At 71.0% G+C, this 25,381-nt stretch carries 18 protein-coding genes and 1 pseudogene; 9 read left to right on the top strand and 10 right to left on the bottom strand.

All coding sequences use genetic code 11. The features are described from left to right. Positions 1-14: 14 nt before the first annotated feature. Entirely contained in the window at positions 15-1,031 is a 1,017-nt protein-coding gene (locus tag J8403_RS16970) for an aldo/keto reductase (RefSeq protein ID WP_246585869.1), read from the bottom strand. An 84-nt stretch (positions 1,032-1,115) separates the two neighbouring features. Between J8403_RS16970 and J8403_RS16965 the strand changes: the two genes are divergently transcribed. The 3 genes from J8403_RS16965 to J8403_RS16955 all read left to right on the top strand — a co-directional run bounded on the left by J8403_RS16965 (position 1,116) and on the right by J8403_RS16955 (position 4,235). Beyond that, the gene (locus tag J8403_RS16965) at positions 1,116-2,021 is read left to right on the top strand and encodes an AraC family transcriptional regulator (protein WP_211123926.1); all 906 of its coding nucleotides are present in this window, start codon (positions 1,116-1,118) and stop codon (positions 2,019-2,021) included. Between the two features lie 364 nt (positions 2,022-2,385). Next, positions 2,386-3,372, top strand: a complete 987-nt coding sequence (locus J8403_RS16960; protein ID WP_211123925.1) for an ATP-binding cassette domain-containing protein — start codon at positions 2,386-2,388, stop codon at positions 3,370-3,372. Continuing rightward, positions 3,372-4,235, top strand: coding sequence for an ABC transporter permease (locus J8403_RS16955; protein ID WP_211123924.1), 864 nt, complete (start codon positions 3,372-3,374; stop codon positions 4,233-4,235). Before J8403_RS16960 ends, J8403_RS16955 begins: the two co-directional genes overlap by 1 nt. Before the next feature lie 113 nt (positions 4,236-4,348). Here J8403_RS16955 and greA read toward each other — a convergent pair whose 3' ends face one another. After that, positions 4,349-4,846, bottom strand: coding sequence for a transcription elongation factor GreA (greA, locus tag J8403_RS16950; protein ID WP_211123923.1), 498 nt, complete (start codon positions 4,844-4,846; stop codon positions 4,349-4,351). Between the two features lie 187 nt (positions 4,847-5,033). Continuing rightward, a complete protein-coding gene (locus J8403_RS16945; protein ID WP_211123922.1) occupies positions 5,034-5,438 on the bottom strand; it encodes a DUF4307 domain-containing protein in 405 nt (134 codons plus the stop codon). A 97-nt stretch (positions 5,439-5,535) separates the two neighbouring features. Here J8403_RS16945 and mca point away from each other — a divergent pair, with 97 nt between their 5' ends. Both mca and J8403_RS16935 read left to right on the top strand, forming a co-directional pair. Further along, positions 5,536-6,408 carry a mycothiol conjugate amidase Mca gene (gene mca, locus J8403_RS16940; RefSeq protein WP_211123921.1) on the top strand — a complete coding sequence of 291 codons (873 nt, stop codon included), beginning with the start codon at positions 5,536-5,538 and terminating at the stop codon, positions 6,406-6,408. Positions 6,409-6,415: 7 nt separating this feature from the next. Beyond that, entirely contained in the window at positions 6,416-6,664 is a 249-nt protein-coding gene (locus J8403_RS16935) for a hypothetical protein (RefSeq protein ID WP_059147898.1), read from the top strand. A gap of 164 nt (positions 6,665-6,828) precedes the next feature. Here the strand turns inward: J8403_RS16935 and J8403_RS16930 are convergent, their stop codons facing one another. Further along, positions 6,829-10,113 carry a tetratricopeptide repeat protein gene (locus tag J8403_RS16930; RefSeq protein WP_211123920.1) on the bottom strand — a complete coding sequence of 1,095 codons (3,285 nt, stop codon included), beginning with the start codon at positions 10,111-10,113 and terminating at the stop codon, positions 6,829-6,831. 268 nt (positions 10,114-10,381) lie between these two features. Between J8403_RS16930 and J8403_RS16925 the strand changes: the two genes are divergently transcribed. Beyond that, positions 10,382-11,773 carry a mercuric reductase gene (locus J8403_RS16925; RefSeq protein WP_211123919.1) on the top strand — a complete coding sequence of 464 codons (1,392 nt, stop codon included), beginning with the start codon at positions 10,382-10,384 and terminating at the stop codon, positions 11,771-11,773. Positions 11,774-11,797: 24 nt separating this feature from the next. On the opposite strand, the gene fumC is transcribed toward J8403_RS16925, so the two are convergent. Further along, positions 11,798-14,941, bottom strand: coding sequence for a class II fumarate hydratase (gene fumC / locus J8403_RS44590; protein ID WP_343245301.1), 3,144 nt, complete (start codon positions 14,939-14,941; stop codon positions 11,798-11,800). 309 nt (positions 14,942-15,250) lie between these two features. On the opposite strand from fumC, the gene J8403_RS16915 reads away from it, so the two are divergent. Beyond that, a complete protein-coding gene (locus tag J8403_RS16915; RefSeq protein WP_211123918.1) occupies positions 15,251-17,287 on the top strand; it encodes a thioredoxin domain-containing protein in 2,037 nt (678 codons plus the stop codon). Positions 17,288-17,762: 475 nt separating this feature from the next. On the opposite strand, the gene J8403_RS16910 is transcribed toward J8403_RS16915, so the two are convergent. Next, on the bottom strand, positions 17,763-18,503 hold the full coding sequence (locus tag J8403_RS16910) for a TetR/AcrR family transcriptional regulator (RefSeq protein ID WP_211123917.1): 741 nt from the start codon (positions 18,501-18,503) through the stop codon (positions 17,763-17,765). 1 nt (position 18,504) lies between these two features. Then, positions 18,505-19,215 carry a PAQR family membrane homeostasis protein TrhA gene (trhA, locus tag J8403_RS16905; RefSeq protein WP_211123916.1) on the bottom strand — a complete coding sequence of 237 codons (711 nt, stop codon included), beginning with the start codon at positions 19,213-19,215 and terminating at the stop codon, positions 18,505-18,507. Positions 19,216-19,461: 246 nt separating this feature from the next. Here trhA and J8403_RS16900 point away from each other — a divergent pair, with 246 nt between their 5' ends. After that, complete coding sequence (locus tag J8403_RS16900) at positions 19,462-21,297, top strand: phosphoenolpyruvate carboxykinase (GTP) (protein WP_211123915.1); 1,836 nt, start codon at positions 19,462-19,464, stop codon at positions 21,295-21,297. A 78-nt stretch (positions 21,298-21,375) separates the two neighbouring features. On the opposite strand, the pseudogene J8403_RS43670 reads toward J8403_RS16900, so the two are convergent. The 3 genes and pseudogenes from J8403_RS43670 to J8403_RS16890 all read right to left on the bottom strand — a co-directional run. Further along, positions 21,376-21,626 (bottom strand): annotated as a pseudogene (locus J8403_RS43670) (hypothetical protein); the annotation flags it as partial. A 104-nt stretch (positions 21,627-21,730) separates the two neighbouring features. Further along, a complete protein-coding gene (locus tag J8403_RS16895) occupies positions 21,731-22,144 on the bottom strand; it encodes an SCO4983 family protein (RefSeq protein ID WP_211123914.1) in 414 nt (137 codons plus the stop codon). Positions 22,145-22,216: 72 nt separating this feature from the next. Beyond that, positions 22,217-23,428: a pyridoxal phosphate-dependent aminotransferase gene (locus J8403_RS16890; RefSeq protein WP_211128287.1), complete on the bottom strand. Its 1,212-nt coding sequence runs from the start codon at positions 23,426-23,428 to the stop codon at positions 22,217-22,219. A gap of 321 nt (positions 23,429-23,749) precedes the next feature. Here J8403_RS16890 and J8403_RS16885 point away from each other — a divergent pair, with 321 nt between their 5' ends. Then, positions 23,750-25,378 (top strand): ABC transporter substrate-binding protein, encoded by a 1,629-nt coding sequence (locus tag J8403_RS16885; protein WP_211123913.1) that lies wholly within the window; start codon positions 23,750-23,752, stop codon positions 25,376-25,378. Positions 25,379-25,381: the final 3 nt, after the last annotated feature.

Raw genomic sequence — 25,381 nt, 5'->3', positions numbered from 1 at the left:
GAACGCCCTTTACGTCACCGAGCGGACCAGCTGGGCATGCGCTCCTGCGGGTAGCGCGAGCCGGCGGCGCCGTGCGGCACAATCTGTTGGATGCGGGCGAGCTCGTCCGCGGTGAGGTCGATCCGGGCAGCGGCGACGTTCTGGGCCAGCCGGTCCGGATCACGCGTGCCCGGGATGGGCACGATGTCGTCTCCCTGAGCCAGCAGCCACGCCAGGGCGAGTTGGGTGACCGTGACGCCCCGTTTCTGCGCCAGTGCCGTGAGGGATTGGATGGCGGCCAGGTTGCGCTCGTAGTTGCCGGGCTGCCAGCGGTCATCCCGGCTGCGCATGTCGTTGGCCGGGTACGCCGTGGCCGGCTTTACGTCGCCGGTGAGGAACCCGCGGCCCAGGGGCGAGTACGGCACGAATCCGATGCCGAGTTCGCGGATCACCGGGAGGATCTGCGCCTCGACGGAACGCTCGAAGACGGAGTACTCCGTCTGGAGCACCGAGACGGGCGTGACCGCGTGCGCGCGGCGGATGATGTCCGGCCCCGCCTCGCTCAGGCCGAACCAGCGCACCTTGCCTTCGGCGATCAGCTCACCGACGGTTCCCGCGACGTCCTCGATGGGCACGTCGGGGTCGACGCGGTGCTGGTACAGGAGGTCGATGTGATCGGTGCGCAGGTAGCGCAGGCTGTTCTCGGCGACCTCCCGGATACGCCGCGGCCGGCTGTCCAGACGGGTGCCGATGTCTGACGGATCGCTCATGTCGAAGCCGAACTTCGTCGCCAGTACGACCTCGTCCCGGAACGGTTCCACCGCCCGGCCCAGCAGCTTCTCGCTGCTGCCCTCGCCCAGTCCGTACATCTCTGCCGTGTCGAAGAGGGTCACGCCCAGCTCGTACGCGCGGCGGATGGTGGCCTCGGACCGGGCGCTGTCCGAGTCCCCGTACGCCACGGTCATTCCCATCGTGCCCAGCCCGACGGCTCCGACCTGCAGGCCCTGGGATCCGAGGTGCCGCTGAGGAAGTGCTGTTTTCTCGCTGTTCATGCCGTCAACGCTAGGCATCACGCCTCAGGAAAGCATGGGCACGCGCTGGCGTATTCTTGCCTGAAACTCCCACCGGAGGGTGCATTGTCAGCCGATCTCGCCGAGCTGATCAGCCGCCACCGCACCCAGCCGCGAACCCCCAGCGCGGTGCCCCGGCTGCGCGTCGTCGCGCTGGACACGCCGGTCCCGCCCACCGATCTCACCTACACGCCGATGGTCTGTCTGGTGGCCCGCGGCGCCAAACGCACCGTGGTCGGCGCCCGCAGCCGGGTGGCACGAGCGGGCGAGATGTACCTGAATCCGGTGACGATGCCGGTCGTCGCCGTGTTCGAAGAGGTTCCGTATCGCTCAGCGGTGCTCCACCTGGACGCGCGCCTGCTCGCGGACGTGGCGGCCGATGCGAGGCCCGCGCGAGGCCCTTACGAGCCCGAGGCCCTGGGAAGCGTGCGGGCCGACCCCGCCGTACTCGACGCACTGGCACGCTGGGCCGGCCTGCTCGACACACCCGAGGACATTCCCGCGCTGGCGGAACACCGGGAGGCCGAGCTTCTGTACAGGCTTCTGGAGAGCCCCCTGGGCGCGCAGCTGCGTGCGTGCGTGCTGGAGGACTCGGCCACCGGCCGGATGCGCCAGGTGGCCCGGTGGATCACCGAACACGCGGCCGAACCGCTGCGCGTCGAGGACATCGCGCGTGAGGCCCGGATGAGCGCCACCACCCTGCATCGCCAGTTCCGGGCCGTCATGGGCACAAGTCCGCGCCGATTCCAAAAGGGCGTACGCCTGCAGGACGCGCGCCGTCGCATCCTCGCCGAGGGAAAGACAGCAACCGAGGCGGCGACCGCCGTCGGCTACGTCAGCACCTCCCAGTTCAACCGCGAATACCGTCAGGCGTACGGCCTTCCGCCCCTTCAGGACGCCGTACGAATCCGTCGGCACCTCGCCGGCCTCGCCGCCGCGGCCCACGAGGGAGAACCGGACACCATGGGGTGACAGGCACGGTGCCCGCACCCGGCACGAGGTGCGCGAAGGCGAAAGCCACCGCCGGCGCGGACAGGCGCCGACACGGCTTGACGTCCACCACCACCGGGCCGTGCTGCCATCGACTGGCACCTACCGTGAGATGCGGACACGCATCTTGAGACCCCGCACGCCCCCGGAAAGCCTTGTCGACCGCCGCCTACGGACAGCCATGCCGTCGGCCGCGCTGTCCTGTCCTACGTTCTTTGCCTCGCGTATGTCGCGATGTATCGCGTTCCCGGTACCATTGCCGTCCAGTTGCTGCCGAGCGCTGCCCATATGGGCGGACTTATGCCTTGATTGAGTGTGGAACGGCCCCAACCCCGGGAGTGCCAACATGCCAGGCGCTATTCACGCCGAGGGTCTGGTGAAGACCTTCGGCGACGTAAGGGCTCTGGACGGCGTCGATCTCGACGTACCGGAAGGAACCGTGCTCGGACTGCTCGGCCCCAATGGCGCCGGCAAGACCACCGCGGTGCGCGTGCTCACCACGCTGCTGCGCCCGGACAGCGGAACGGCGGTGGTCGCGGGGGTGGACGTGCTGAAGAACCCCGACGAGGTCCGCCGCTCCATCGGGCTGTCCGGCCAATTCGCCGCCGTGGACGAGTATTTGACCGGCCGCGAGAACCTCCAGATGGTCGGCCAGCTCTACCAGATGGGAGCGCGGGCGGCCAAGTCCCGCGCGAGTGAGCTGCTGGAGCGGTTCAGCCTCGCCGAGGCGGCCGACCGTACCGCCAAGACGTACTCCGGCGGGATGCGCCGGAGGCTGGACCTCGCCGCGGCCCTGGTGGTCAGCCCGCCCGTGATGTTCATGGACGAGCCGACCACCGGTCTGGACCCGCGCAACCGGCAGGCGCTGTGGGAGGTCATCCAGGAGCTGGTGGCCGGTGGCACGACGCTGCTGCTGACCACGCAGTATCTGGAGGAGGCGGACCATCTGGCGCATGACATCTGCGTGATCGACCGCGGCCGGGTCATCGCCCGCGGCACCTCCGACCAGCTCAAGGCCCATACGGGCGGGGAGCGGGTGGAGGTCGTGGTGCATGAGCGCGAGCACATCGCGGTCGCCGAGGAGGTCCTGCGGGTCCTGGGCAAGGGCGAGACGACCGTGCAGCAGCACACCCGTCAGGTCACCGTCCCGGTCGTGGGCGGCGCCAAGCTGCTCGCCGAGGTCATCCGGGAGCTGGACACCCGCGGTGTGGAGATCGACGACATCGGGCTGCGCCGCCCGACCCTGGACGACGTGTTCATCTCCCTCACCGGCCATGGGACCGAGGACGGGCTCCAGGGCGGCGGCGAGGCCGAGAGCAAGGGAGTCGAGTGATGGCCGTCGTCGAGGAGACCGGTGCCACCGTCGCGGCGGCCCCCCGGCCGCGCGGCGGACCGCTGCGTTCCGTCCGGGACTCGCTGGTGGTCGCCAAGCGCAATCTGCTGCGGATGATGCGCATCCCGGAGATGGTGATCTTCGGCCTGGTGCAGCCGATCATGTTCGTGGTGCTGTTCAGCTATGTCTTCGGTGGCGCGATCATGGTTCCGGGGCAGGCCAGCGCGGATGCCACGGTGTATCGCGAGTTCCTGATGGCGGGGATCTTCGCGCAGACCGTGACGTTCGCCACGGCGGGCGCGGGGGCGGGGATCGCCGACGATATGCACAAGGGGCTGATCGACCGCTTCCGCTCACTGCCGATGGCGCGTGGCGCGGTGCTCACCGGCCGTACGCTCGCCGATCTCGTGCAGACGGCGCTGACGCTGGTGGTGCTGGCGATCGTCGCGGTCATCGTGGGCTGGCGGATCCATGACGGCGTGCTGAAGGCGCTGGGCGCGTTCGCCCTGCTGCTTCTGCTCGGCTACGCCTTCTCGTGGATCGGCGCGCTGATCGGCCTGTCGGTACGGACGCCGGAGGCGGCCACCTCGGGCGGGCTGATCTGGCTCTTCCCGCTGACGTTCATCTCGAACGCCTTCGTGCCGTCCAGCAAGATGCCCGCCGTGCTGGGCCATATCGCCGACTGGAACCCCTTCAGCGCGACGGTGCAGGCGTCCCGGCAGCTGTTCGGCAATCCGGAGGGCGTGGTCTCGGATGCCTGGCCGATGCAGCATCCGGCGCTGGCGTCGGTCCTCTGGTCGCTGCTGATCATCGTGCTCTTCCGGACGCTGGCGGTGCGCAAATACCGCTCGGCGACCGCCTGAGCGGCCCGGCCGGGGCCCGCTGGAGGGCGCCGGAGATCGTTGCGGAGCTCCGCCGGGGGTGTGGCGATCGTGGAGGAGCCCCGGCCGTCCGGCCGGGGCTCCACACCGGGCGCTCAGCCCTGGTACGGCTTGGCCTCCAGGATCCGCACTGAGGCGGTGCGGCCATTGGGCAGCTCGTATTCCGCGTCCTGGCCGACCTTCTTGCCGTTCACACCCGAGCCCAGCGGGGACTGCGGCGAGTAGGTCTCGATGTCCGCGCTCGCGTACTCACGGGAGGCGAGCAGGAAGGTCAGGGTGTCGTCCGGATCGCCGTCGAACGCGATGGTGACCACCATGCCGGGGGCGACCACGCCGGTGTCCGCGGGGGCCTCGCCGACCTTCGCCTGCTGGAGGAGCTGCGTGAGCTGACGCACTCGGAGCTCCTGCTTGCCCTGCTCCTCCTTGGCTGCGTGGTAGCCCCCGTTCTCCCGGAGGTCACCTTCCTCCCGGGCAGCCTCGATCTTCTTCGCGATCTCGACACGTGCGGGACCCGACAGGTACTCCAGCTCTGCCTTGAGCTGGTCGTACGCCTCCTGGGTCAGCCAGGTGACGTTCTCGCTGGTCTGGGTCACAGGTGCTCCTCGTCGGTGCTGGGAATACAAATGAACGCCCTACTCAGAAGGGTGCGCCTTCAAAGCGGGGCGAAACCACGAGCCTAACAATTCCGGCAAGAAACGGGGAGGAGGGAACTGGGCGCAATGCGCAGGAAAGCCGTCAGTGCTGGTCAGATCGGGGCAGCCGCCGACACGTCCGGTTCGGTTATCGTCCCGGCTCGCAGCCGATCAGCTCGGCGGTGGTCGCCCGGGCCGTGGTGCGCACGGTCACCACCTTGACCAGGTCGTCCTCGCGCTGGTCGAAGGTGAAGTCCTTCCGGCCCACCTCGTCGTGGTACTCATCCAGGGTACGCACGGTGCAGACACCGGTGGCGTCCTTGTCCTTGGTGATCTCCAGCCGGACGTCGACGGCGTCGTCGGCGACCACCTTGAAACCGGTCAACCGCCCGCTGACGTCCTGACCGGCGATGTAGTCGTAGCCGAACCACGCGATCAGGGCCAGCAGCCCGGCACCGAGCACCGCGCCGACGATCTTCAACGTGCGGTCGGCACGTGCGTCAGCGGACCGGCCGTAACGCCCGTCGGGAAGACCCTCGCGCACGGCGGCCATGGGCGTTCCTCCTGCTGGGAGAGACATCGGAATTATTTGTCCCTGGTTTAGGTCACTATAGAAGCCGTCTCCCACGACGAATCACTGAGGATCGAACTTGACTGAGCAGCTGCGTTTGATGGCCGTGCATGCGCACCCCGATGACGAGTCGAGCAAGGGCGCGGCCACCATGGCCAAGTACGTGTCTGAGGGGGTGGACGTGCTGGTCGCGACCTGCACAGGCGGAGAGCGCGGCTCCATCCTCAATCCCAAGCTCCAGGGCGACCCCTACATCGAGGCGAACATCCACGAGGTCCGCGCCAAGGAGATGGACGAGGCGCGCGAGATCCTCGGCGTCAAGCAGGAGTGGCTGGGCTTCGTGGACTCCGGACTGCCCGAGGGCGATCCGCTGCCGCCGCTGCCCGAGGGCTGCTTCGCGCTGCAGGACGTCGAGGCCGCGGCGGAGCCCCTGGTGAGGTTGATCCGCTCGTTCAAGCCGCACGTGATCACCACCTATGACGAGAACGGCGGCTATCCCCACCCCGACCACATCATGACCCACAAGATCACGATGGTGGCCTTCGAGGCGGCGGGTGACCCCGAGAAGTACCCGGAGGCGGGGGAGCCCTGGCAGCCGCAGAAGCTCTACTACAACCAGGGCTTCAACCGGGCGCGCACCGTCGCCCTGCACGAGGCGCTGCTGGCCCGCGGGCTGGACTCGCCGTACGAGGAGTGGCTGGAGCGCTGGAAGACCTTCAACCGGCCCGAGCGCACCCTGACCACCTATGTGCCCTGCGCCGACTTCTTCGAGATCCGCGACAAGGCGCTGATCGCGCACCGTACGCAGATCGATCCCGATGGCGGCTGGTTCCGGGTGCCCATGGACGTCCAGCGGGAGGTCTGGCCCACCGAGGAGTACGAGCTCGCGAAGTCTCTTGTGGACACCTCCCTCCCCGAGGACGACCTCTTCGCGGGCATCCGCAACAATTGAGGCCATGATGAGCGCCACCAGCACCCTCGCCATGACGCATCTCGTCCCGCTCGCCAAGGACCTGGACGAGAACAAGGTGACCCCGGGCGTCCTCGGTTTCATCGTCTTCGCCGTGATCGGCGCGGCGGTGTGGTTCCTGATGAAGTCCATGAACAAGCACATGAAGCGGGTGGACTTCGAGGAGGGGCCGGAGCCCGGCAAGGCTCCGGCGACGGCCTCCGCCGAAGCCACCAAGGGCGAGGAGCGCACGGCCTGAACCACTGGCCGGGCCCGACCGCGTGCCGCGCGTGAGCGGGGCCTCACGGCCCGGCCGACGGGATCTCGCGTGCCCCGGTCGACGGGATCCCGCGTGCCCCGGTCGACGGGATCTCGCGTGCCCCGGCCCCTCTCCGCGCTCTTGGTGACCAGGCCCGGTCCGGCCTAGCCGCGAGGCTCCGGCAGCACGGCCATGACCTCGCGCGAGTGGCGGCTCGGCACCATGCCGAGCTGCCATGCCTGCCACCCCGTTTCCGGCTCGACGCCGCGCTCCAGCACCAGCGCGAACGCCTCCGCGCACCCCTCCAGCCGGGAATCGCCCGCCGTGCCCTCCTCGCGCATCTCCCGGGCCAGCTCCGCCAGCTCCTCCTGGGCCACCGCCGTGCCGATGACCGAGCCGCCCGCGGAGGCGAACGGCAGCAGGGTGCAGCGCAGGAACCGGGCCCAGGAGCGGCCGCGCCGGTCCCCATACCCCGCGAACAGCGCGGCCGCCTCGTCCACCAGCTCCAGCGCCTGCGCCGCCTTGCCGTTTCCCGCGTCGATCACCGCCAGCTCGACGCAGGACCATGCCTCGCCATGGGCCACGCCCACCCGCCGGAAGTCATGCCGCGCGTCCTGGAGCAGCTGCCGGGCGAAGCCGCTGTTGCGCAGCGAGCCGGTCTGCGCCGCCCGCAGATCACGGGTGACCCGCGCCGAGTGATGCCGGGAGCACGCCAGCCCGTACACATCCCGCATCCGGTTGAACATCAGACGGGCCCGCTCCAGCTCGCGCAGCGCCGAATCGTGGTCGCCGCGCTCCTCCAGGGCCTGGCCCAGGTAGTACAGCGTCCAGGCCTCACCGCGCGCGTCCTCGTTCTCCCGGTGGCGGGAGAGGGCCTGGCGCAGCTGGTCGACGGCCGCCGACGCCTCTCCGGCCACCAGCCGGGCCCGGGCGAGCTGGGTGAGCGCCCATGCCTCACCGCGCTGGTCATGGGTGCGGCTGTAGGCGTCCAGCGCGCCCCGCAGCTCGGCCTCGGCGCGCGGCACATCGCCCATCCGCAGACATGCCTGGCCGAGCTGGAAATGGGCCCACGCCTGGCCGTGCAGGCTCTCGTTCTCCTGGTGCAGCTCCAGGGCCGCGTCCAGCAGCTCCAGCGCCTCGGCCAGCCCGCCGCGGTCGCGCTCCACCGCCGCCAGGGCGTGCATCGTCCAGCCCCGGTCACCGCGCAGCTCCTCGGCCTGCTGGAGCTCCAGCGCCTCGCGCAGCTTGGCCGCGGCCTCCCCGAGATTGCCCTGGTGATGCAGGGTGATGCCGAGGCTGCACAGGGCACGGGCCGCGCCCGCCTGGTGCTGCGCCTCGAAATACAGGTCCACCACCGAGGACAGCGTGGTGCGCGCCTGGTCCAGCTCGCCGAGCTGACGGGCCGCGATACCGGTGCGCCACTGCACGGACCGCATCAGCAGCCCCTGGTCCACCGCCTGGGTGAGCTCGCTGATCTCGCCCAGCCGGTAGAGATCGCCGCGCAGCAGGCAGTAGTCGCACAGGGCGCCCAGCAGGTGCAGCACCGCGGACTGGTCCACGCCCTCCGCATGGCGCAGGGCCGCGGTGATGAAGCTCGATTCGTCGTCCAGCCAGCGCAGCGCCGCGTCCAGCGAGGTGAAGCCGTGGCCGCCCGCCGCGCCCTTGCCGAACATATCGGCGCGGGTGGAGGTCTTGCCGTCGACCAGCCGGATCACCGAGTCGGCGAGCTCGGCATAGCTGCGGATCAGCCGCTCCTGCGCGGCGGTGCGCTGCTCCGGCCGCTCCTCGTCGAGCAGCCGGCCATGGGCGAAGGAGCGCACCAGATCATGGAGGCGGTAGCGGCTGCCGCGCACATGCTGGATCAGCCCGGCCCGGCCGAGCGCCTCCAGATGGCGGCCGGCCTCCTGCTCATCGGTGTCCAGCAGGGCCGCGGCCGCCGCGCCGCCCAGGCTGGCCCGCCCGGCCAGCGCCAGCCGGCGCAGCAGCCGCCGGGCGCCGTCCTGCTGGTCGGTGTAGCGCAGCCACAGGGCGCGCTCGATCGCGCCCACCGGGCCGTACGCCTCCAGCTCGGTGACCAGGGCGGCGGGGGTGCGGGGGCCGAGCGAGGAGCCCGCGATCCGCAGCGCCAGCGGCAGCCGCCCGCACAGCTCGGCGATCCGCTCCACGGACTGCCCGTCGTACGGGCCCGCACCGGTGGGCTCCTCGGCGGAGGTCCGCAGCAGCTCCTCGGCGCCCGGCTCGTCCAGCGGGCCCACCTCCATCCGGTGCACCCGGGCGGCGAGATCGGCCGGCAGATCCAGCGGAGTGCGCGAGGTGATCAGGACCAGGCTGTCGGAGCGCTCCGGGATCAGCGTGCGCACCTGCTCGGCGTCGCGGGCGTCGTCGAGCACGATGGTGACCGGCAGCCCGGTCAGATACTGGTGATACAGCTCGGTGAGCCGTCTGATGTGCTGGTCCTGCGAGGACCGCTCCCGGAAGAGCAGCTGGTCGCGGGGTGCGCCGAGCCGGTTCAGCAGATGCAGCAGCGCGTCGCGGGTGGGCAGCGGGGCCTGCTCGGGGCTGTCGCCGCGCAGATCGACCAGGCAGGCACCGCGGAACTGATCGCGCAGATGGTGGGCCGCCCGCACGGCCAGCATGGTCCGGCCGGAGCCCGGCGGGCCCTCCAACAGCACCACCGTGGGCTGGGTCTCGGTGGACGCGCGGGCCTGCTGCACCCACTGCGAGATCTGGGTGAGCTGCGCCCGGCGCCCGGCGAACGGGCCCTCCGCCTCGGGGAGATGGGCGAAGGACTGCTCCAGCACGGTGCGCCTGCGGGCCGCCTGGCTGCGGTCCGCCCCGCGCAGCCTCGGCGCCTGACCGGTGGCGGAGGCCGAGCGCCTGGCCGAACCGCCGCCCTGGCGGGTGGCGGCCGAGGTCATCCGGTGCTGGTCGATGAACGGCCGGATGCCGCGCACCTCGACCGCCGTGAGCCACTGCAGCCGCAACTGCTCGGGCCCGCCGGGCTGGTTGCGCAGCGCGGCCTGGCGGTGGGCGGCGGGCCAATGGCGCGCGGTGAGCTTCACGACGGCCGCGGCCGAACCGGCCACGGCGGCCGTCACCCCCGCACCCAGCGCCGTGCCCGCCGAGGTGCCATAGGTGAGATCCGCGCCGAAGGCCGCCGCCGCGGCGACCGTCGCGGCCAGCGCCGGGGTGCCGAGCTGACCGCGAGACAGCCGCGCCGAGAGCGGACTGCTGCCCGCGTCGGATGCGTCCAACGCGCGCACGTATTCCCCGTACTCCTCCGCGGCGGTCGCGGCCATCTCGTCCAGCGCGCCCCGCGCCCGGCTGAGCAGCACCTCGCCATCGGTGCGCCCGCCCGAGCGGCGCACCTCCTCCTCCACGGCCCGCGACAGCAGCCGCTCAACTTCTGTCCGGTGGCTGTCCCGCAGCACCGCCAGTGACCCCGGCATGTGATCCCCCTCCTGCAGCAGTGCCCTCAGTCTTCCGTTTCTGGCTCTTTTCCGGCAGCCCTGTGGATAACTCCCCTGTGGACAACTCCGCCCGCCCCGCCGGGCGGTGACGCCCGGGCTTCAGCCCGCCGCGGGCCGGAGCGCGCACGGTGTGACCGCGGTGGCGTCAGCGCCGACGAGTGCCCGCGACGCGTCCGCCGGAGACGCCCACCCCCGCTCGCCGGACACTCTCGGTGCGCAATCAACCGCACATGGTTACGATCGTCGTGTGGCAGACGAGAGCTATGACGTGATGGTGATCGGGACCAGCCAGGGCGGCCGGTTCCTGCCCATCGATCTCGCGAAGGCGGGCAGGAAGGTGGCGCTCGTGGAGCGCGGCCACCTGGGCGGCGTCTGCGTGAACTCCGGATGCACCCCGACCAAGACCATGGTCGCCAGCGCACGCGTCGCCCACCAGGCGCGGCGCGGCGCGGAGTACGGCGTGCGGACCGGCCCGGTGTCGGTCGACCTCGCCGCCGTGCGGGAGCGCAAGCGGGCGATGGTCGCGGGCGCGCGGGAGAACTACGCGAGCCGCCTGCCGCAGGCCGGGCTCGACCTGGTCGAGGGCGAGGCCCGTTTCACCGGGCCCAAGACGGTCGAGATCGCCCTGCCGGACGGCGGGACGCGGGAGATCGGCGCGTCGGTGATCGTCATCGACACGGGCACCCGGCCCAGGCAGCTGACCATCAGCGGCGCGCAGAGCGTCCCTGTCCTGGACTCGACATCGATCATGGAGCTGGGCGAGCTCCCCGAGCACCTGATCATCCTCGGTGGCGGTTACATCGGGCTGGAGTTCGGACAGATGTTCCGCAGGTTCGGCAGCGAGGTCACGATCGTCCAGACCGGCCCTCGTCTGTTGATGCGCGAGGACGAGGACGTGGCCGACGAGGTCGCCACGCTCCTGCGCGACGACGGGATCACGGTCCTGACGTCGGTGACGCCGGAACGGGTCGAGGAGGCGGGCGGCGGCCGGGTGCGGCTGACCGTGCGCACGCCGGACGGTGAGCGCCAGCTCGAGGGCTCCCACCTGCTGTCGGCCATCGGCCGCGTCCCCAACACGGAGGCGCTCACGCCGGTGGCGGCGGGCATCCGGCTGAGCGACAACGGCTTCATCGAGGTCGACGAGTACCTGGAAACCTCCGTCCCCGGCGTCTACGCCATGGGGGATGTCAAAGGCGGCCCGGCCTTCACCCACCTCTCCTTCGACGACTACCGGATCCTGCGCACCAATCTGCTCGGCCAGGGAAAGGCGAGCACGCGGGACAGGGTCGTCCCGTACGCCGTCTTCATCGACCCGCAGCTCGGCCGCGTCGGCATGACCGAGCGACAGGCCGCGGAGCAGAACCGCTCGGTCCGGGTCGCGAAGCTGCCGATGAACGCCGTCATCCGGGCCCTCGAAACGGGGGAGACGCGCGGCTTCATGAAAGCCGTCATCGATGCGGACACCCAGCGGATCCTCGGCGCCGCCGTGCTCGGTGTGGAAGGCGGCGAGATCATGACGATCATCCAGGTCGCCATGCTGGGCGGGCTCCCGTACACCGCCATGGCGAATGCCATTTTCACGCACCCGCTGCTGGCGGAGGGCCTGAACAGCCTCTTCATGAGCCTCGACGCCCAGTAGGAGAGGGGTCAGGGTGCTGGCGGGTCAGGTGCGGTCGTCGTCGGATCGGTCGAGCCCCAGGTCGCTCCGGGGCCGCCCGACCATGGTGGTGGGGTCGGCGAGGCGGTCGAAGTCGGCGGCGGAGACGCCCGAGGCGAGGGCGGCCTCGCGCAGGGTGGTGCCCTCGTCGTCGGCCTTGTGCGCGATCGCGGATGCCTTGTCGTAGCCGATGGTGGGGCTGAGCGCGGTCACGAGCATGAGGGACCGGTCCACGTACTCGTCGATCGTGGGTCGGTCGAGTTCGGTGCCCTCGACGCTGTAGCGGCGCAGCTTCTCGCAGGCGTCGCCGAGGATCCGGGCCGAGTGCAGCACGTTGTTGATGACGATCGGGCGCATGGCGTTGAGCTCGAAGTTGCCCTGTGCCCCGGCGGAGGCGATGAGCGCGTCCTCCCCGAGGACCTGCAGGCAGACCATGACCATGGCCTCCTGCTGGGTCGGGTTGACCTTCCCGGGCATGATCGAGGAACCGGGCTCGTTGGCCGGCAGCTTGAGTTCATGCAGCCCGGCGCGGGGTCCGGAGGCCAGCCAGCGCATATCGTTGGCGATCTTCATCAGCGCGACGGCCAGACCGCGCAGCCCGGCACTGACCGCGACCATCGCGTCCAGCGAGCCCTGGGCCGCGAACTTGTTGGGCGCGGTGACGAAGGGATGGCCGACGAGCTCGGCGAGCTGCGCGGCGATCTCCTCGTCGAACCCTTCGGGAGCGTTCAGCCCCGTGCCCACGGCGGTGCCGCCGGCGGCGAGCCGGCTGACGGCATGGAGGCTGTCGGCCAGCCTGGTGCGTGCGTCGTCCAGCTGTGCGGCCCAGCCGGACCACTCCTGGCCGACGGTGAGCGGGGTGGCGTCCTGCAGATGGGTGCGGCCGATCTTGACGACGTCCACCCAGGCGTCGGCCTTGGTGCGGATCGCCTGGGTGAGCCGGTCGACCCGGGGCAGCAGATGCCCGGTGACCTCCAGCACGGTGGCGATGTGCATCGCGGTGGGGAAGGTGTCGTTGGACGACTGGCCCATGTTGACATGGTCGTTGGGATGCACGGGGGCCTTGGAGCCGAGGGTGCCGCCGAGCAGCTCGCCGGCCCGGTTGCCGATCACCTCGTTGACGTTCATGTTCGACTGGGTGCCCGAGCCGGTCTGCCACACGTACAGCGGGAACTCCGCGTCCAGGTCACCGGCGATGACCTCGTCGGCGGCCCGGATGATCGCGTCGGCGCGCCGCTCGTCCAGGCGGCCCGCGCGCCGGTTGACCATCGCGGCGGCCTTCTTGACATAGCCGTAGGCGTGGTAGACGGCCTTGGGCATGTGGTCGTCACCGATGGAGAAGTGGATCAGGGAACGCTGGGTCTGCGCGCCCCAGTAGTGATCGGCGGGCACCTCGATCTGGCCCATCGAATCGCTCTCGACGCGGGTGCCGGCGGTCGTGGCTCTGTCCGCGGCGGTCGTCGTCCCACGGCCTGCCTCGGAGGAGGCGGGGTATTCGGGCTGCCACATCGCCTGCTGCACGGCCTGTACGACGTCATCGATCCTGGCCCGGGCGACGCCCTCCTCGAGTGCCTGGCGTACGACGGCGACCGCGACGGTGGCGGAGGAGGCGCGGAGGTCGGCCACCCCGGGGAGCAGCGAGGCTCCGGGGACGGTGGTGTCGACCAGGCCGGCGACCGCCTCGGCGGCGGCGCGGATCATGCCGGGGGTGACGTGCTTCGCGCGGGAGACCACGGTGCCCAGGCCGAGGCCGGGGTAGACCAGGGCGTTGTTGGCCTGCCCGATCTTGTAGTCGACGCCCTGGTACGACACCGGATCCCACGGGGTGCCGGTGCCGATCAGCGCCCGCCCCTCGGTCCAGTGGATGAGGTCGGCCGGGTGGGCCTCGATCTTCTCGGTCGGGTTCGAGAGCGGGAAGATCAGGGGCCGGTCGACATGCGCGGCCATGGTTCGGATGATCGGCTCGGTGAAGGTGTCACCAGCCGTCGAGGTGCCGATCAAGATGGTCGGGTGCACCTCGGCCACCGTGGTGGCGAGGGAGATCCGGCCTTCGCCGTCCCGTTCGTAGCTTGTGGCCTCGCCCGCCGACCGCGCGAACGGGGTCTGGAAGTCGCGCAGGTCGCTCATGTCGTCCAGCAGCAGGCCCTGCCGGTCGACCAGCCAGATCTGCTGGGACGCCGTCTCCTGCCGGGCGCCGGCGCGGACCATCGCGTCGCGGATCTGGTCGGCGATGCCCACTCCGGCGGTGCCGGCGCCGAAGACGACCACCCGCTGCTCGGCCAGCGGTGTGCCGGCCGCCCGTACGCCGGCCAGGACGGCGGCCAGGGTGATCGCGCCGGTGCCCTGCATGTCGTCGTTGAAGACGCAGGCCTTGTCCGCGTACTCCAGCAGGATCCGGCGGGCGTTGGACGGGCCGAAGTCCTCGAAGTGCAGCAGCGCCTTCGGGAAGCGCCGCGAGGCGGCCGTGACGTAGGCGTCGATGAGCCGGTCGTACGCCTCGGCGCGGTCGCGGGAGTGCCGCAGCCCGACGTACATGGGGTCGTTGAGCAGGGCCTCGTTGTTGGTGCCGACGTCGAGCATGACCGGGATGACCCGGGCCGGGTCGATGCCCGCGGCCGCCGTGTAGACGGCGAGCTTGCCCTGCGAGATTCCCATGCCGTTGCTGCCCCAGTCGCCGATGCCGAGGATCTCCTCGGCGTCGGTGGCCACCAGCAGGTCGACGTCGTCGGCGCCGAGCCCCAGGTTCGCGAACGCGGCCTCCACGGAGTCGGGGTCGTCCACCGACAGGTACACGCCGCGTGGCCGCTGGTACTCATGGCTGTACTGCTCGATGGCCTGCCCGACGACCGGGTCGTACACGATCGGCAGCATCTCGGGCAGGTGATCGACGAGCAGTTTGTAGTACAGCGTCTCGTTGCGGTCCCGTAGCGATTCCAGGAACGTGTTCTGGGCCAGCGGAGTCGGCTGTGCCATGAACTGCTCGTACGCGCGCACCGCCTGCTGCTCTTCCGACAGCACCCCCGGTGGCACCAGACCGGTCAGCCCGAACCGCGTGCGCTCCTCCTCCGTGAACGCGGTCCCGCGATTGCGGATCGGGTCACGCAGCACGGCGACCCCTGCGGAGCCGCGCGTTCCCTTCTCCGTGCTCATGGCTTTCCATCCTTCTCGAGCGGCCGTTGTAAGGACTGATCCGTGCAGTCCTGACGCCCGGCTCCGCACCAGCGCGAACGCCGCACACGGGGATCAAAACCCCACATAACCATCGTGGCGCCGCCGGGCCGTATGCGACCACTCCGCACTCCCGGCCCCCCGGACGCGCTCATAGACTTGCCGCCGTCCGCATCCCCACGCGGGGCGGACCGGACGGGTCCGCTCCGGTCCACCGTGCATACGGCGGCCTGTTGGTCACGTGCTGTGGATAACTTCGGTCTGCCTCGCCGGGTGGGGGAGGATGGACCCATGCCGAACCGTCTGGCGCACGAAACGTCCCCCTATCTGCTGCAGCACGCCGAGAACCCGGTCGAATGGTGGCCGTGGTCGGACGAGGCGTTCGAGGATGCGCGTCGCCGCGGGGTGCCCGTGCTGCTGAGCGTCGGCTATTCGAGCTGCCACTGGTGCCACGTCATGGCCCATGAGTCGTTCGAGGACAAGGAGACCGCCGAGTACCTCAACGCCCACTTCGTCTCCGTGAAGGTCGACCGCGAGGAGCGGCCGGACGTCGACGCGGTGTACATGGAGGCGGTGCAGGCCGCGACCGGTCAGGGCGGCTGGCCCATGACGGTCTTTCTGACCCCCGAGGCCCAGCCGTTCTACTTCGGCACCTACTTCCCGCCCCGGCCCCGGCCCGGCATGCCGTCCTTCCGGCAGGTGCTGGAGGGGGTGAGCGCCGCCTGGGCGGACCGCCGCGAGGAGGTGGTCGATGTCGCCGGGCGGATCGTGGAGGACCTGGCCCAGCGCACCGGGATCGCCCTGGGCGCGGATGCGCCCGCACCGCCCGGCGAGGAGGATCTGCACGCCGCGCTCATGGGGCTGACCCGAGAATTCGACGCCACGCGCGGCGGCTTCGGCGGTGCGCCGAAGTTCCCGCCGTCCATGGCGCTGGAGTTCCTGCTCCGCCACCACGCCCGCACCGGCTCCGAGGGCGCGCTGCAGATGGTGTCGGCCACCTGCGAGGCGATGGCCCGCGGCGGTATCTATGACCAGCTCGGCGGCGGTTTCGCCCGCTATTCCGTCGATGCCGGCTGGACCGTGCCGCACTTCGAGAAGATGCTGTATGACAACGCGCTGCTGTGCCGGGTCTACGCCCATCTGTGGCGCGCCACCGGCTCGGACCTCGCGCGCCGTGTCGCCCTGGAGACGGCGGACTTCATGGTCCGCGAGCTGCGCACCGCGCAGGGCGGCTTCGCCTCCGCGCTGGACGCCGACAGTGACGACGGCACCGGCAGGCATGTCGAGGGCGCGTACTACGTGTGGACGCCCGCGCAACTGCGCGAGGTGCTGGGGGAGGCCGACGCGGAGTTCGCCGCCGGGTATTTCGGCGTGACCCAGGAGGGCACCTTCGAGCAGGGAGCCTCCGTGCTGCAGCTGCCCGACGGGGAGCGGCCGGCGGACGCGGGCCGGGTCACCTCCGTACGGGAGCGGCTGCTGGCCGCCCGGGAGCGGCGGGCCCGCCCCGGCCGCGACGACAAGATCGTGGCCGCGTGGAACGGGCTGGCCGTCGCGGCTCTCGCCGAGACCGGTGCCTATTTCGACCGCCCCGACCTGGTGGACGCCGCGACCGAGGCCGCCGACCTGCTGATGCGCCTCCACATGGACCAGCGCGGGCGGCTGGCCCGCACCTCGCTCGACGGCACCGCCGGCACCCACGCGGGCGTGCTCGAGGACTACGCGGATGTGGCCGAGGGCTTCCTCGCCCTGTCCGCCGTGACCGGCGAGGGGGCGTGGGTGGACTTCGCCGGGCTGCTCCTGGACACCGTGCTGACCCGGTTCACCGCCGAGGACGGCACGCTGTTCGACACCGCCGATGACGCCGAGGCGCTCATCCGCCGCCCCCAGGACCCGACGGACAACGCGGCGCCGTCCGGCTGGACGGCCGCCGCCGGGGCCCTGCTGTCCTACGCCGCCATCACCGGCAGCTCCCGCCACCGCGAGGCCGCCGAGCGCGCCCTCGCGGTGGTGCGGGCCCTCGGCCCCCGGGTGCCCCGCTTCATCGGCTGGGGCCTGGCGGTGGCCGAGGCCCGGCTCGACGGTCCGCGCGAGGTGGCCGTGGTCGGCCCCGGCGACGACCCGGCGACCCGCGCCCTGCACCGCGCCGCGCTCCTGGCCACCGCTCCCGGGGCGGTCGTCGCGGTCGGCGAGCCCGGCTCCGGGGAGGTCCCGCTGCTGCGGGACCGCCCCCTGCTGGAGGGGCGCCCGGCGGCGTACGTCTGTCGCGGCTTCACCTGCGACGCACCCACGGCCGACGTCGAGGCCCTGACGGCGAAGCTGGGGGGCTGAGCCGGAGGGCGGGCCCGACGGGGAGCCGGAGCAGGTCCCGGGTCGGCTTCGGCCGCCCCGGGCCGGGCCCTGGCTGAGCCGCGGGTCCGCCTGCGGCTGGGGTCGGGCCGGCTTTTGCCATCCCCGGCCAGCCTCGGCCATCCCCGGCCGGCCTCGGCCATCCCCGGTTGGGTCCTGGGCCAGTCCCCGTCGGCGCCGGGGTCAGCCTCGGGCCAAGCGGCCTCGATGAAGTCCGGTGCGGTTCGGGTGCGCCCCGAAGGGGCGCGGGGAACTGCGCGACCGGCCACGACACAGCCGCGGATGAACGACCGCGCCTCGTGGCCCTTCCCGCGGAGCGCTCAGCTCTGGTTGGCGTCCCGGGCCACCCTCCGGCTGGCTCCCGGGGCCTCCCGGGGTCGGCTCGCTGTCAGCCCCAGCGGCCCACGCGGAAGCGTCTGGCAGGGCACACCCGCCTCCGCTTCGCGGTCATGCGCGGTCAGAGCGGGATGCCTCGGGAGAGGAGGTCCAGGGCCCGGTCGATGGCCGTCGCCATGGCGTCGGCGCGGGTGGCGGTGGCCTTCGCGGTGCTCGCCGTGGTTGCCGGCGGGCGGTGGTGGTCCAGGCAGTGGAAGACGGCTTCGCGCAGGGCGCCGAGGACGGCGCCCACCGCGACCCGCACCTCGAAGTCGTCCGGGGCCCGGCCGCTGCGCTCGGCCAGCGCCTCGCCCAGCAGCGTTCCGCTGTCGGCCAGGCCGCCGCTCATCCGAGCGCGCAGCGCCGGGACCTGCCGTACGAGGGCGAGCCGGGCCAGCAGTTCCTCGCGCTCCGCACCCGCCGCGGGCCCCAGCAGTCCCACGACGGCATGGCGCAGGGAGACGGCCGGGGATTCGTCCCGCGGGCGCTCGCGGATCGCCTCCGCCATGAGCGCGTCGTACTCATCGGTGAGGACGATGTCCTCCTTGGCCGGGAAGTAGCGGAAGACGGTGCTGGTCGAGACGTCGGCGGCCGCCGCGATCCGGTCCACCGGAGTGGCGTCGTAGCCCTGCTCCGTGAAGAGCCGCAGGGCGGCGCGCCGGATCGCCTGCCGGGTCTTGGTCTTCTTCCGTTCGCGCAGCCCCGGCCCTGGCCTGCGCTCCGGCTGTGACGGCTCAGACGGCTGCGACGGCTCAGCAGGCTCAGCCGACTGTGATGGCTGCGAGGGGCGCGAGGGCTGCGACGTGGTGGTGGCCTTGGGCATCTCAGGCGTGCTGATACGCCACCAAGGAGATGCCGACGTAGTGCACGACGAAGGCGGCCAGCGTGAAGCTGTGGAACACCTCGTGGAAGCCGAACCAGCGGGGCGAGGGGTTGGGGCGCTTGGTGCCGTAGATCACCGCGCCCACGCTGTAGAGCAGCCCGCCGACGATGATCAGCGTCATGACGGCGGCGCCGCCGGTGCGCAGGAAGTCGGGCAGGAAGAAGACGGCCGCCCAGCCCAGCGCGATGTAGCACGGGGTGTACAGCCAGCGCGGGGCGCCGACCCAGAAGACCCGGAAGGCGATGCCGGCGAGCGCCCCGGCCCACACCAGCCACAGCAGCAACTGCTTCTTGCCGTGTGGCAGGAGCAGCATCGTGAAGGGCGTATAGGTGCCCGCGATGATCAGGAAGATATTGGCGTGGTCCAGCCGCCGCAGCACCGCGGCGGTGCGCGGTCCCCAATTGCCGCGGTGGTAAAGGGCGCTGGTGCCGAACAGCGCACATGCGGTGAGCGTGAAGATGGCGCAGGCCAGCCGCCCGCGCGGACTGTCGGCGAGGGCCGTCAGCACCACCCCGGAGACCAGGACCGCGGGAAACATGCCGGCGTGCAGCCAGCCGCGGAGCATCGGCTTCAGGGGGAGCGGCGGGGCCGTTGGGGGCCCTGGGGGATTCTCAACGGCGGCATCGGGCGCGGCGGCAGTCATGGCGCTCATGCTACCTACGCCACCGTAAGTTACCGGTTCATGTCGAGTGGTGATGGTCACCAAAGCGCCCACTGGACAGATGGCCCACACAGTCGGATGATCAAATGAGCGCGGTCGGCACCGGATGAGCTGAGCATCCGGGTCGCAGCCCCCAAGGGGTAGCTGTCTCCATAAACGAATATGAGTGCACATATTCGTCCAAAACCCTCAATCAAGACGCCGGAGCGAGTGCGGTTCCGGCGGGATGGAGCGATCGTGGCGCCCAGCAATGTGGCTTCCTCCCTCACGACCACCCCGAGCCCCACGAACCACCAGGAGCTCGTCTCCTGGGTCGGCGAGATCGCCGCCCTCACCCAGCCCGATCGTGTGGTGTGGTGCGACGGCTCGGAGGCGGAGTACGACCGCCTGTGCGCGGAGCTCGTCGAAAAGGGCACCTTCACACGCCTTGATTCGATCAAGCGCCCCAACTCGTACTACGCCGCCTCCGATCCGAGCGATGTGGCGCGCGTCGAGGACCGTACGTTCATATGCTCCGAGAAGGAGGCGGACGCGGGCCCGACGAACCACTGGAAACACCCCGACGAGATGCGCGAGATCTTCGCCGGGGAGCAGGGCGTCTTCCGGGGCTCCATGCGCGGCCGGACCATGTACGTCGTGCCCTTCTGCATGGGCCCGCTCGGCTCGCCGCTGTCCGCGATCGGTGTCGAGATCACCGACTCCGCCTACGTCGCCGTCTCCATGCGCACCATGACCCGCATGGGACAGGAGGTCCTCGACGTCCTCGGGGACGAGGGCTTCTTCGTCAAGGCCGTCCACACCCTCGGCGCCCCGCTGGAGCCGGGCCAGGCCGATGTGCCCTGGCCGTGCAACTCGACCAAGTACATCTCGCACTTCCCGGAGGCGCGGGAGATCTGGTCGTACGGCTCCGGCTACGGCGGCAACGCCCTGCTCGGCAAGAAGTGCTACGCCCTGCGCATCGCCTCCGTGATGGCGCGGGACGAGGGCTGGCTCGCCGAGCACATGCTGATCCTCAAGCTCACCCCGCCGCGCGGCGAGTCCAAGTACGTGGCCGCGGCGTTCCCGAGCGCCTGTGGCAAGACCAACCTCGCGATGCTGGAGCCGACCATCCGCGGCTGGACGGTCGAGACGATCGGCGACGACATCGCCTGGATGCGGTTCGGCGAGGACGGCAGGCTGTACGCGATCAACCCCGAGGCGGGCTTCTTCGGCGTCGCGCCCGGCACCGGTGAGCACACCAACGCCAACGCGATGAAGACCCTGTGGGGGAACTCGGTCTTCACCAATGTCGCGCTCACCGACGACGGCGATGTGTGGTGGGAGGGCATGACCGAGGAGCCGCCCGCCCATCTGACCGACTGGAAGGGCAACGACTGGACCCCGGCGAGCGAGACGCCCGCGGCCCACCCCAACGCCCGCTTCACCGTGCCGGCCGGTCAGTGCCCGATCATCGCGCCCGAGTGGGAGGACCCCAAGGGCGTGCCGATCTCGGCGATCCTCTTCGGCGGCCGCCGGGCCAGCGCCGTTCCGCTGGTGACCGAGTCCTTCGACTGGCAGCACGGCGTCTTCCTCGGCGCCAACGTGGCGAGCGAGAAGACCGCCGCGGCCGAGGGCAAGGTCGGCGAGCTGCGCCGCGACCCGTTCGCCATGCTGCCGTTCTGCGGCTACAACATGGGCGACTACATGGCCCATTGGGTGAAGGTCGGCAAGAACGCGGACGCCGCCAAGCTGCCGAAGATCTACTACGTCAACTGGTTCCGCAAGGACGCCGACGGGCACTTCGTCTGGCCGGGCTTCGGCGAGAACAGCCGGGTGCTGAAGTGGATCGTCGACCGGCTGGACGGCAAGGCCGAGGGCGTGGAGAGCCCGATCGGGGTGCTGCCGACGCCCGAGGCGCTGGACACCGAAGGTCTTGACCTCGACGACGCCTCGCTCGAGCTGCTGCTCACGGTCGACAAGGAGGTCTGGCGCGAGGAGGCCGGGCTGGTGCCCGACCACCTCAACACCTTCGGTGAGCACACGCCGAAGGAGATGTGGGACGAGTACCACGCGCTGGTCAAGCGCCTGGGCTGAGCACGGCCAAGGAGCACGGCCCAAGGAGTACAGCCCGAGGCCCGGGGCCCGCACGCAGGTGCGGGCCCCGGGCCTTTTCGCCGGCGGCAGGTCGATCCGCGCCAGATACTCCCTGAGGGTCGCGAAGTCGCCCCGCGGCCCGTCCAACTGCTCGGCGCGTCGGGGAAGTCGGGGGCGGCAGGGCGCTCCGGCGGGGCGATCAGGGCGCCCGCGCCGTACAGGCCCGCCACCACCACCGGCCAGTAGGCGCCCGCCAGACCGGTGAAGGTGAGGGCCAGGCCCACCAGCCCGGCCGCGCCTCCGGCCAGGGTTCTTTCGCGATTCCTCATCGCGGTCCTCAACCGGAATGAGGCATTCGGCAGTCGGAACGAGTCATTCTGGTCCGAGAGTTGAGTGCTGCGCTCAGGCCGCGTCCGCTCCCGGGCGGTTCCGGCTACGCCTCCGTGAGCCCCAGCGCCGCCGCATGCGCCTCCAGTCGCTCGGCCGCCAGCGTCGAGGCCGCCGTGTCCTCACGGGACGTGGCCACGACCAGGGCCCATCCGGCCAGGGTGTGGGCGCGCTGGTGGAGGGCGGCGATATGCGCCGCGTCCGGCTCCGTGGTCGAGGGTGCCGCGCGCAGCGGGGCGCGGCCGTCGCGCAGGCGGGTGACCTGCTCGGCGAGGCGCTGGGCGGCGTCGTCGAGGCCGGGGTGCGGGGTGTGGGCGCGCAGCTCGTCCGTCACGGTGAGCAGCGCGGTGAGGTGTCCGGCCAGCCGGATGTCCAGCTCTTCCCCGCGGGTGCGGTGCGGGAAGTCGGGCGTGGGCTCGGCCATGCTGTGGACCGATTTGGTGCGGATCGGCTCGTACATGGATGGCCTCCAAGGGGTCAGGAGACCATCCTAACTTAGACTCTGTCTAAAGTTGAGCCGAGACTAAAAAGATCAGGGCTGGCCGTATCCGTCCAGGAAGTTCCCGATCCTGGTCACCGCGTCCGCCAGATCCTTCTTGGCGGGCAGGGTGACGATGCGGAAGTGATCCGGCTCCGGCCAGTTGAACCCCGTGCCGTGCACGATCATGATTTTCTCGGTCCGCAGCAGATCCAGCACCATCTGCCGGTCGTCCTTGATCTTGTAGACCTTGGGGTCCAGCTTGGGGAACGCGTACAGCGCGCCCTTGGGCTTCACGCACGTGACACCCGGGATCTGGGTCAGCAGGTCGTAGGCGGTGTCCCGCTGCTCCAGCAGCCGGCCGCCGGGGAGCACCAGGTCGTTGATCGACTGCCGGCCGCCGAGCGCCGTGGCCACCGCGTGCTGCGCCGGCATGTTGGCGCACAGCCGCATATTGGCCAGGATCGTCAGGCCCTCCAGATAGCTGGCGGCGTGCGCCTTGGGGCCGCAGACCGCGAGCCAGCCGCTGCGGTAGCCCGCCACCCGGTACGCCTTGGAGAGCCCGTTGAAGGTGAGGGTCAGCAGATCGGGGGCGACGGTGGTGGTCGGGGTGTGGGTGGCCCCGTCGTAGAGGATCTTGTCGTAGATCTCGTCGGAGCAGACGATCAGCTGATGGCGGCGGGCGATATCGGTGAGCCCGCGCAGCGTCTCCTCGCCGTAGACGGCACCCGTGGGGTTGTTGGGGTTGATGATGACGAGCGCCTTGGTGCGGTCGGTGACCTTGCGCTCGATATCGGCGAGATCCGGCAGCCAGTCCGACTGCTCATCGCAGCGGTAGTGGACGGCGGTGCCGCCGGCCAGGGAGACCGCGGCGGTCCACAGCGGATAGTCGGGGGCCGGGACGAGGACCTCGTCGCCGTCGTCGAGCAGCCCCTGCATCGACATCTGGATCAGCTCGGAGACGCCGTTGCCGAGAAAGATGTCCTCGACATCGAGGTCGATGCCCTGGGTCTGGTAGTGCTGCATCACCGCGCGCCGCGCGGACAGCAGCCCCTTGGCGTCGCCGTAGCCGTGGGCGTCGCCGAGGTTGCGGAGCATGTCCTCGAGGATCTCCGGGGGACATTCGAAGCCGAAGGTCGCCGGATTGCCGGTATTCAGCTTGAGGATGCGGTGTCCTGCCGCCTCCAGTCGCATCGCCTCCTCGAGCACCGGGCCACGGATTTCGTAGCAGACGTTGGAGAGCTTCGTGGACTGGATCACCTGCATGTCGGCCACCATACGGCGGAGTATCCGGGGCCGCTCGGTGTTTTTCGCCACGTGGACGGTGCGCGGGCAGTGCGCGGACGGAGTGCGGGGGCGCCGTGGGGCGGGGTCCGCGACCCCGTGCGCCGTCCCCGGGCCGCTCTCCGTGCCGGTTCCGTGTCGCTCTCCGTGCCGGGTCCGTGCCGGGTCCGCGCCGGGTAACGACTCTGTTTCCGGCGTTAATTTTCGCGAACGAAGGGTTGGCCCGAACGGGTGTCCTGGCTATCGTTCACGCACTTCACCCAATCGTTCCGCTGAACGAGTAAGGGAAGGGTGCCCCCGTTCATGCCCCCGTTCACATCCGAGACCTCCCACCGAACAGCCCCCGCCGCGGCCGGGCTGCCACGGAGGTCGCTGCTCACCACCGCGGCGGCGATCGGCGGTGCGCTCGGCGGCTCCGCCCTGCTGAGCGGCTGCTCCGGAGCCGCCTCCGCGTCCCCGACGAGGGCCGTGCCCACCCGCGGCCCCGCCGGGCGGCCCGACCGCGGCGGCACCCTGCGCATCGCCCGGCCACCCGCCTCCGACGCCGAGACCCTCGACCCCGCGAGCGCACTCTCCGCGTACGAATACCTCGGCGCGCTCTACAACCGGCTCGTCCGGATCGGGCCCGACGGCACCGTCGCCCCCGACCTCGCCGAATCCTGGGAGCCCGACGCCAAGGCGACCACCTGGACCTTCCGGCTGCGCCGCGGCGTCACCTTCCACGACGGCCGCGCCTTCACCTCCGCCGACGCCGCCTACACCCTGCGCCACATCCTCGACACCGCGACCGCCTCCCCGCAGGCCCCCGTGCTGACCCCGCTGGTCGACCCGAAGCGGCTGCGCACTCCCGACGCCCACACCCTCGTCGTCCCGCTGAAGAGCCCGCACGCCGAGTTCCCCAGCCTGCTCACCCACTACAACTGCTATGTCGTCCCGGACGGCAGCGCCCGCTCCATCGGCCGCACCGGCATCGGCACCGGCCCGTTCCGGCTGGAATCCTTCGCCGCCGCCGGGCCCGGCCGGGTCACCGCCTACCCGGACCACTGGGCCGGGCGCCCGGTCCTGGACGCCATCGACTTCTACTCCGTCGCCGATATGCAGGCCCGCTCCAACGCCCTGCTGGCCGGACAGGTCGATCTGCTCTCCCAGACCAACCTCGACTTCGCCACCGCCCGGGTCATCGCCGCCTCCGACCGCGCCACCATCGCCCGCGCCGAGAACGCCCAGTGGTACGTGCTGCCGATGCTCACCACCGAGAAGCCCTTCACGGACGTGCGGGTGCGGCAGGCGATGAAGCTCGCCTACGACCCCGAGCACATCCTGAAGGCCGCCCTCCAGGGCGCGGGCACCGCCGGCTGGGACAACCCCGTCCCGCCGAACGACCCCGCCCACACCGCCGCCCACCCCGCCCACGACCCCGAGCAGGCCCGCCATCTGCTGAAGAAGGCCGGGTACGAGCGGCTGGCGGTGGACCTCTACACCTCCTCGTACGACCCGATCTTCACGCCCATGGCCCTCGCCTACCAGGAGTCGGCCGGGCGGGCCGGCATCCGGATCCGGGTCAAGACCGCGGCCGCCGACTCGTACTACACCCAGATCTGGATGAAGAAGCCGCTCATGGCCACCTACTGGTACACCGGGCGCCCCGTCGACCAGCTCCTCAACCAGGTCTTCCGCGGCGGCTCCTCGTACAACGAGACCGCCTGGGCCGACAAGGAGTTCGACGCGCTGCTCGACCGGGCCCGCCGGGAGACCGACGCGGGCCGCAGGCGCGAGCTGTACGGACAGGCCCAAGCGCTGGTGATCGAGCGGGGCGGGGCCATCACCCCGATGTTCGCCGACCGGCTCGTCGGGATCTCGCGGAAGGTGCGCGGCTACGCCGAGCACGGCTTCGAGTTCGACTACCTCCGCATCGGTCTGAAGGGGGCATGAGGC

This window comes from Streptomyces yatensis, from assembly GCF_018069625.1.
GTDB lineage: Bacteria > Actinomycetota > Actinomycetes > Streptomycetales > Streptomycetaceae > Streptomyces > Streptomyces yatensis.
This window is presented reverse-complemented; position numbering and strand designations above follow the sequence as displayed.

What these genes read in the sequence shown, in the direction of transcription:
- trhA (WP_211123916.1), bottom strand. Translation starts at nt 19,215, where the DNA reads ATGAGCGCCATGACTGCCGCCGCGCCCGATGCCGCCGTTGAGAATCCC.
- J8403_RS16910 (WP_211123917.1), bottom strand. Translation starts at nt 18,503, where the DNA reads ATGCCCAAGGCCACCACCACGTCGCAGCCCTCGCGCCCCTCGCAGCCA.
- J8403_RS16955 (WP_211123924.1), top strand. Translation starts at nt 3,372, where the DNA reads ATGGCCGTCGTCGAGGAGACCGGTGCCACCGTCGCGGCGGCCCCCCGG.
- J8403_RS16945 (WP_211123922.1), bottom strand. Translation starts at nt 5,438, where the DNA reads ATGGCCGCCGTGCGCGAGGGTCTTCCCGACGGGCGTTACGGCCGGTCC.
- J8403_RS16885 (WP_211123913.1), top strand. Translation starts at nt 23,750, where the DNA reads ATGCCCCCGTTCACATCCGAGACCTCCCACCGAACAGCCCCCGCCGCG.
- J8403_RS16890 (WP_211128287.1), bottom strand. Translation starts at nt 23,428, where the DNA reads ATGCAGGTGATCCAGTCCACGAAGCTCTCCAACGTCTGCTACGAAATC.
- J8403_RS16935 (WP_059147898.1), top strand. Translation starts at nt 6,416, where the DNA reads ATGAGCGCCACCAGCACCCTCGCCATGACGCATCTCGTCCCGCTCGCC.
- fumC (WP_343245301.1), bottom strand. Translation starts at nt 14,941, where the DNA reads ATGAGCACGGAGAAGGGAACGCGCGGCTCCGCAGGGGTCGCCGTGCTG.
- J8403_RS16960 (WP_211123925.1), top strand. Translation starts at nt 2,386, where the DNA reads ATGCCAGGCGCTATTCACGCCGAGGGTCTGGTGAAGACCTTCGGCGAC.
- J8403_RS16895 (WP_211123914.1), bottom strand. Translation starts at nt 22,144, where the DNA reads ATGTACGAGCCGATCCGCACCAAATCGGTCCACAGCATGGCCGAGCCC.
- J8403_RS16930 (WP_211123920.1), bottom strand. Translation starts at nt 10,113, where the DNA reads ATGCCGGGGTCACTGGCGGTGCTGCGGGACAGCCACCGGACAGAAGTT.
- J8403_RS16970 (WP_246585869.1), bottom strand. Translation starts at nt 1,031, where the DNA reads ATGAACAGCGAGAAAACAGCACTTCCTCAGCGGCACCTCGGATCCCAG.
- J8403_RS16915 (WP_211123918.1), top strand. Translation starts at nt 15,251, where the DNA reads ATGCCGAACCGTCTGGCGCACGAAACGTCCCCCTATCTGCTGCAGCAC.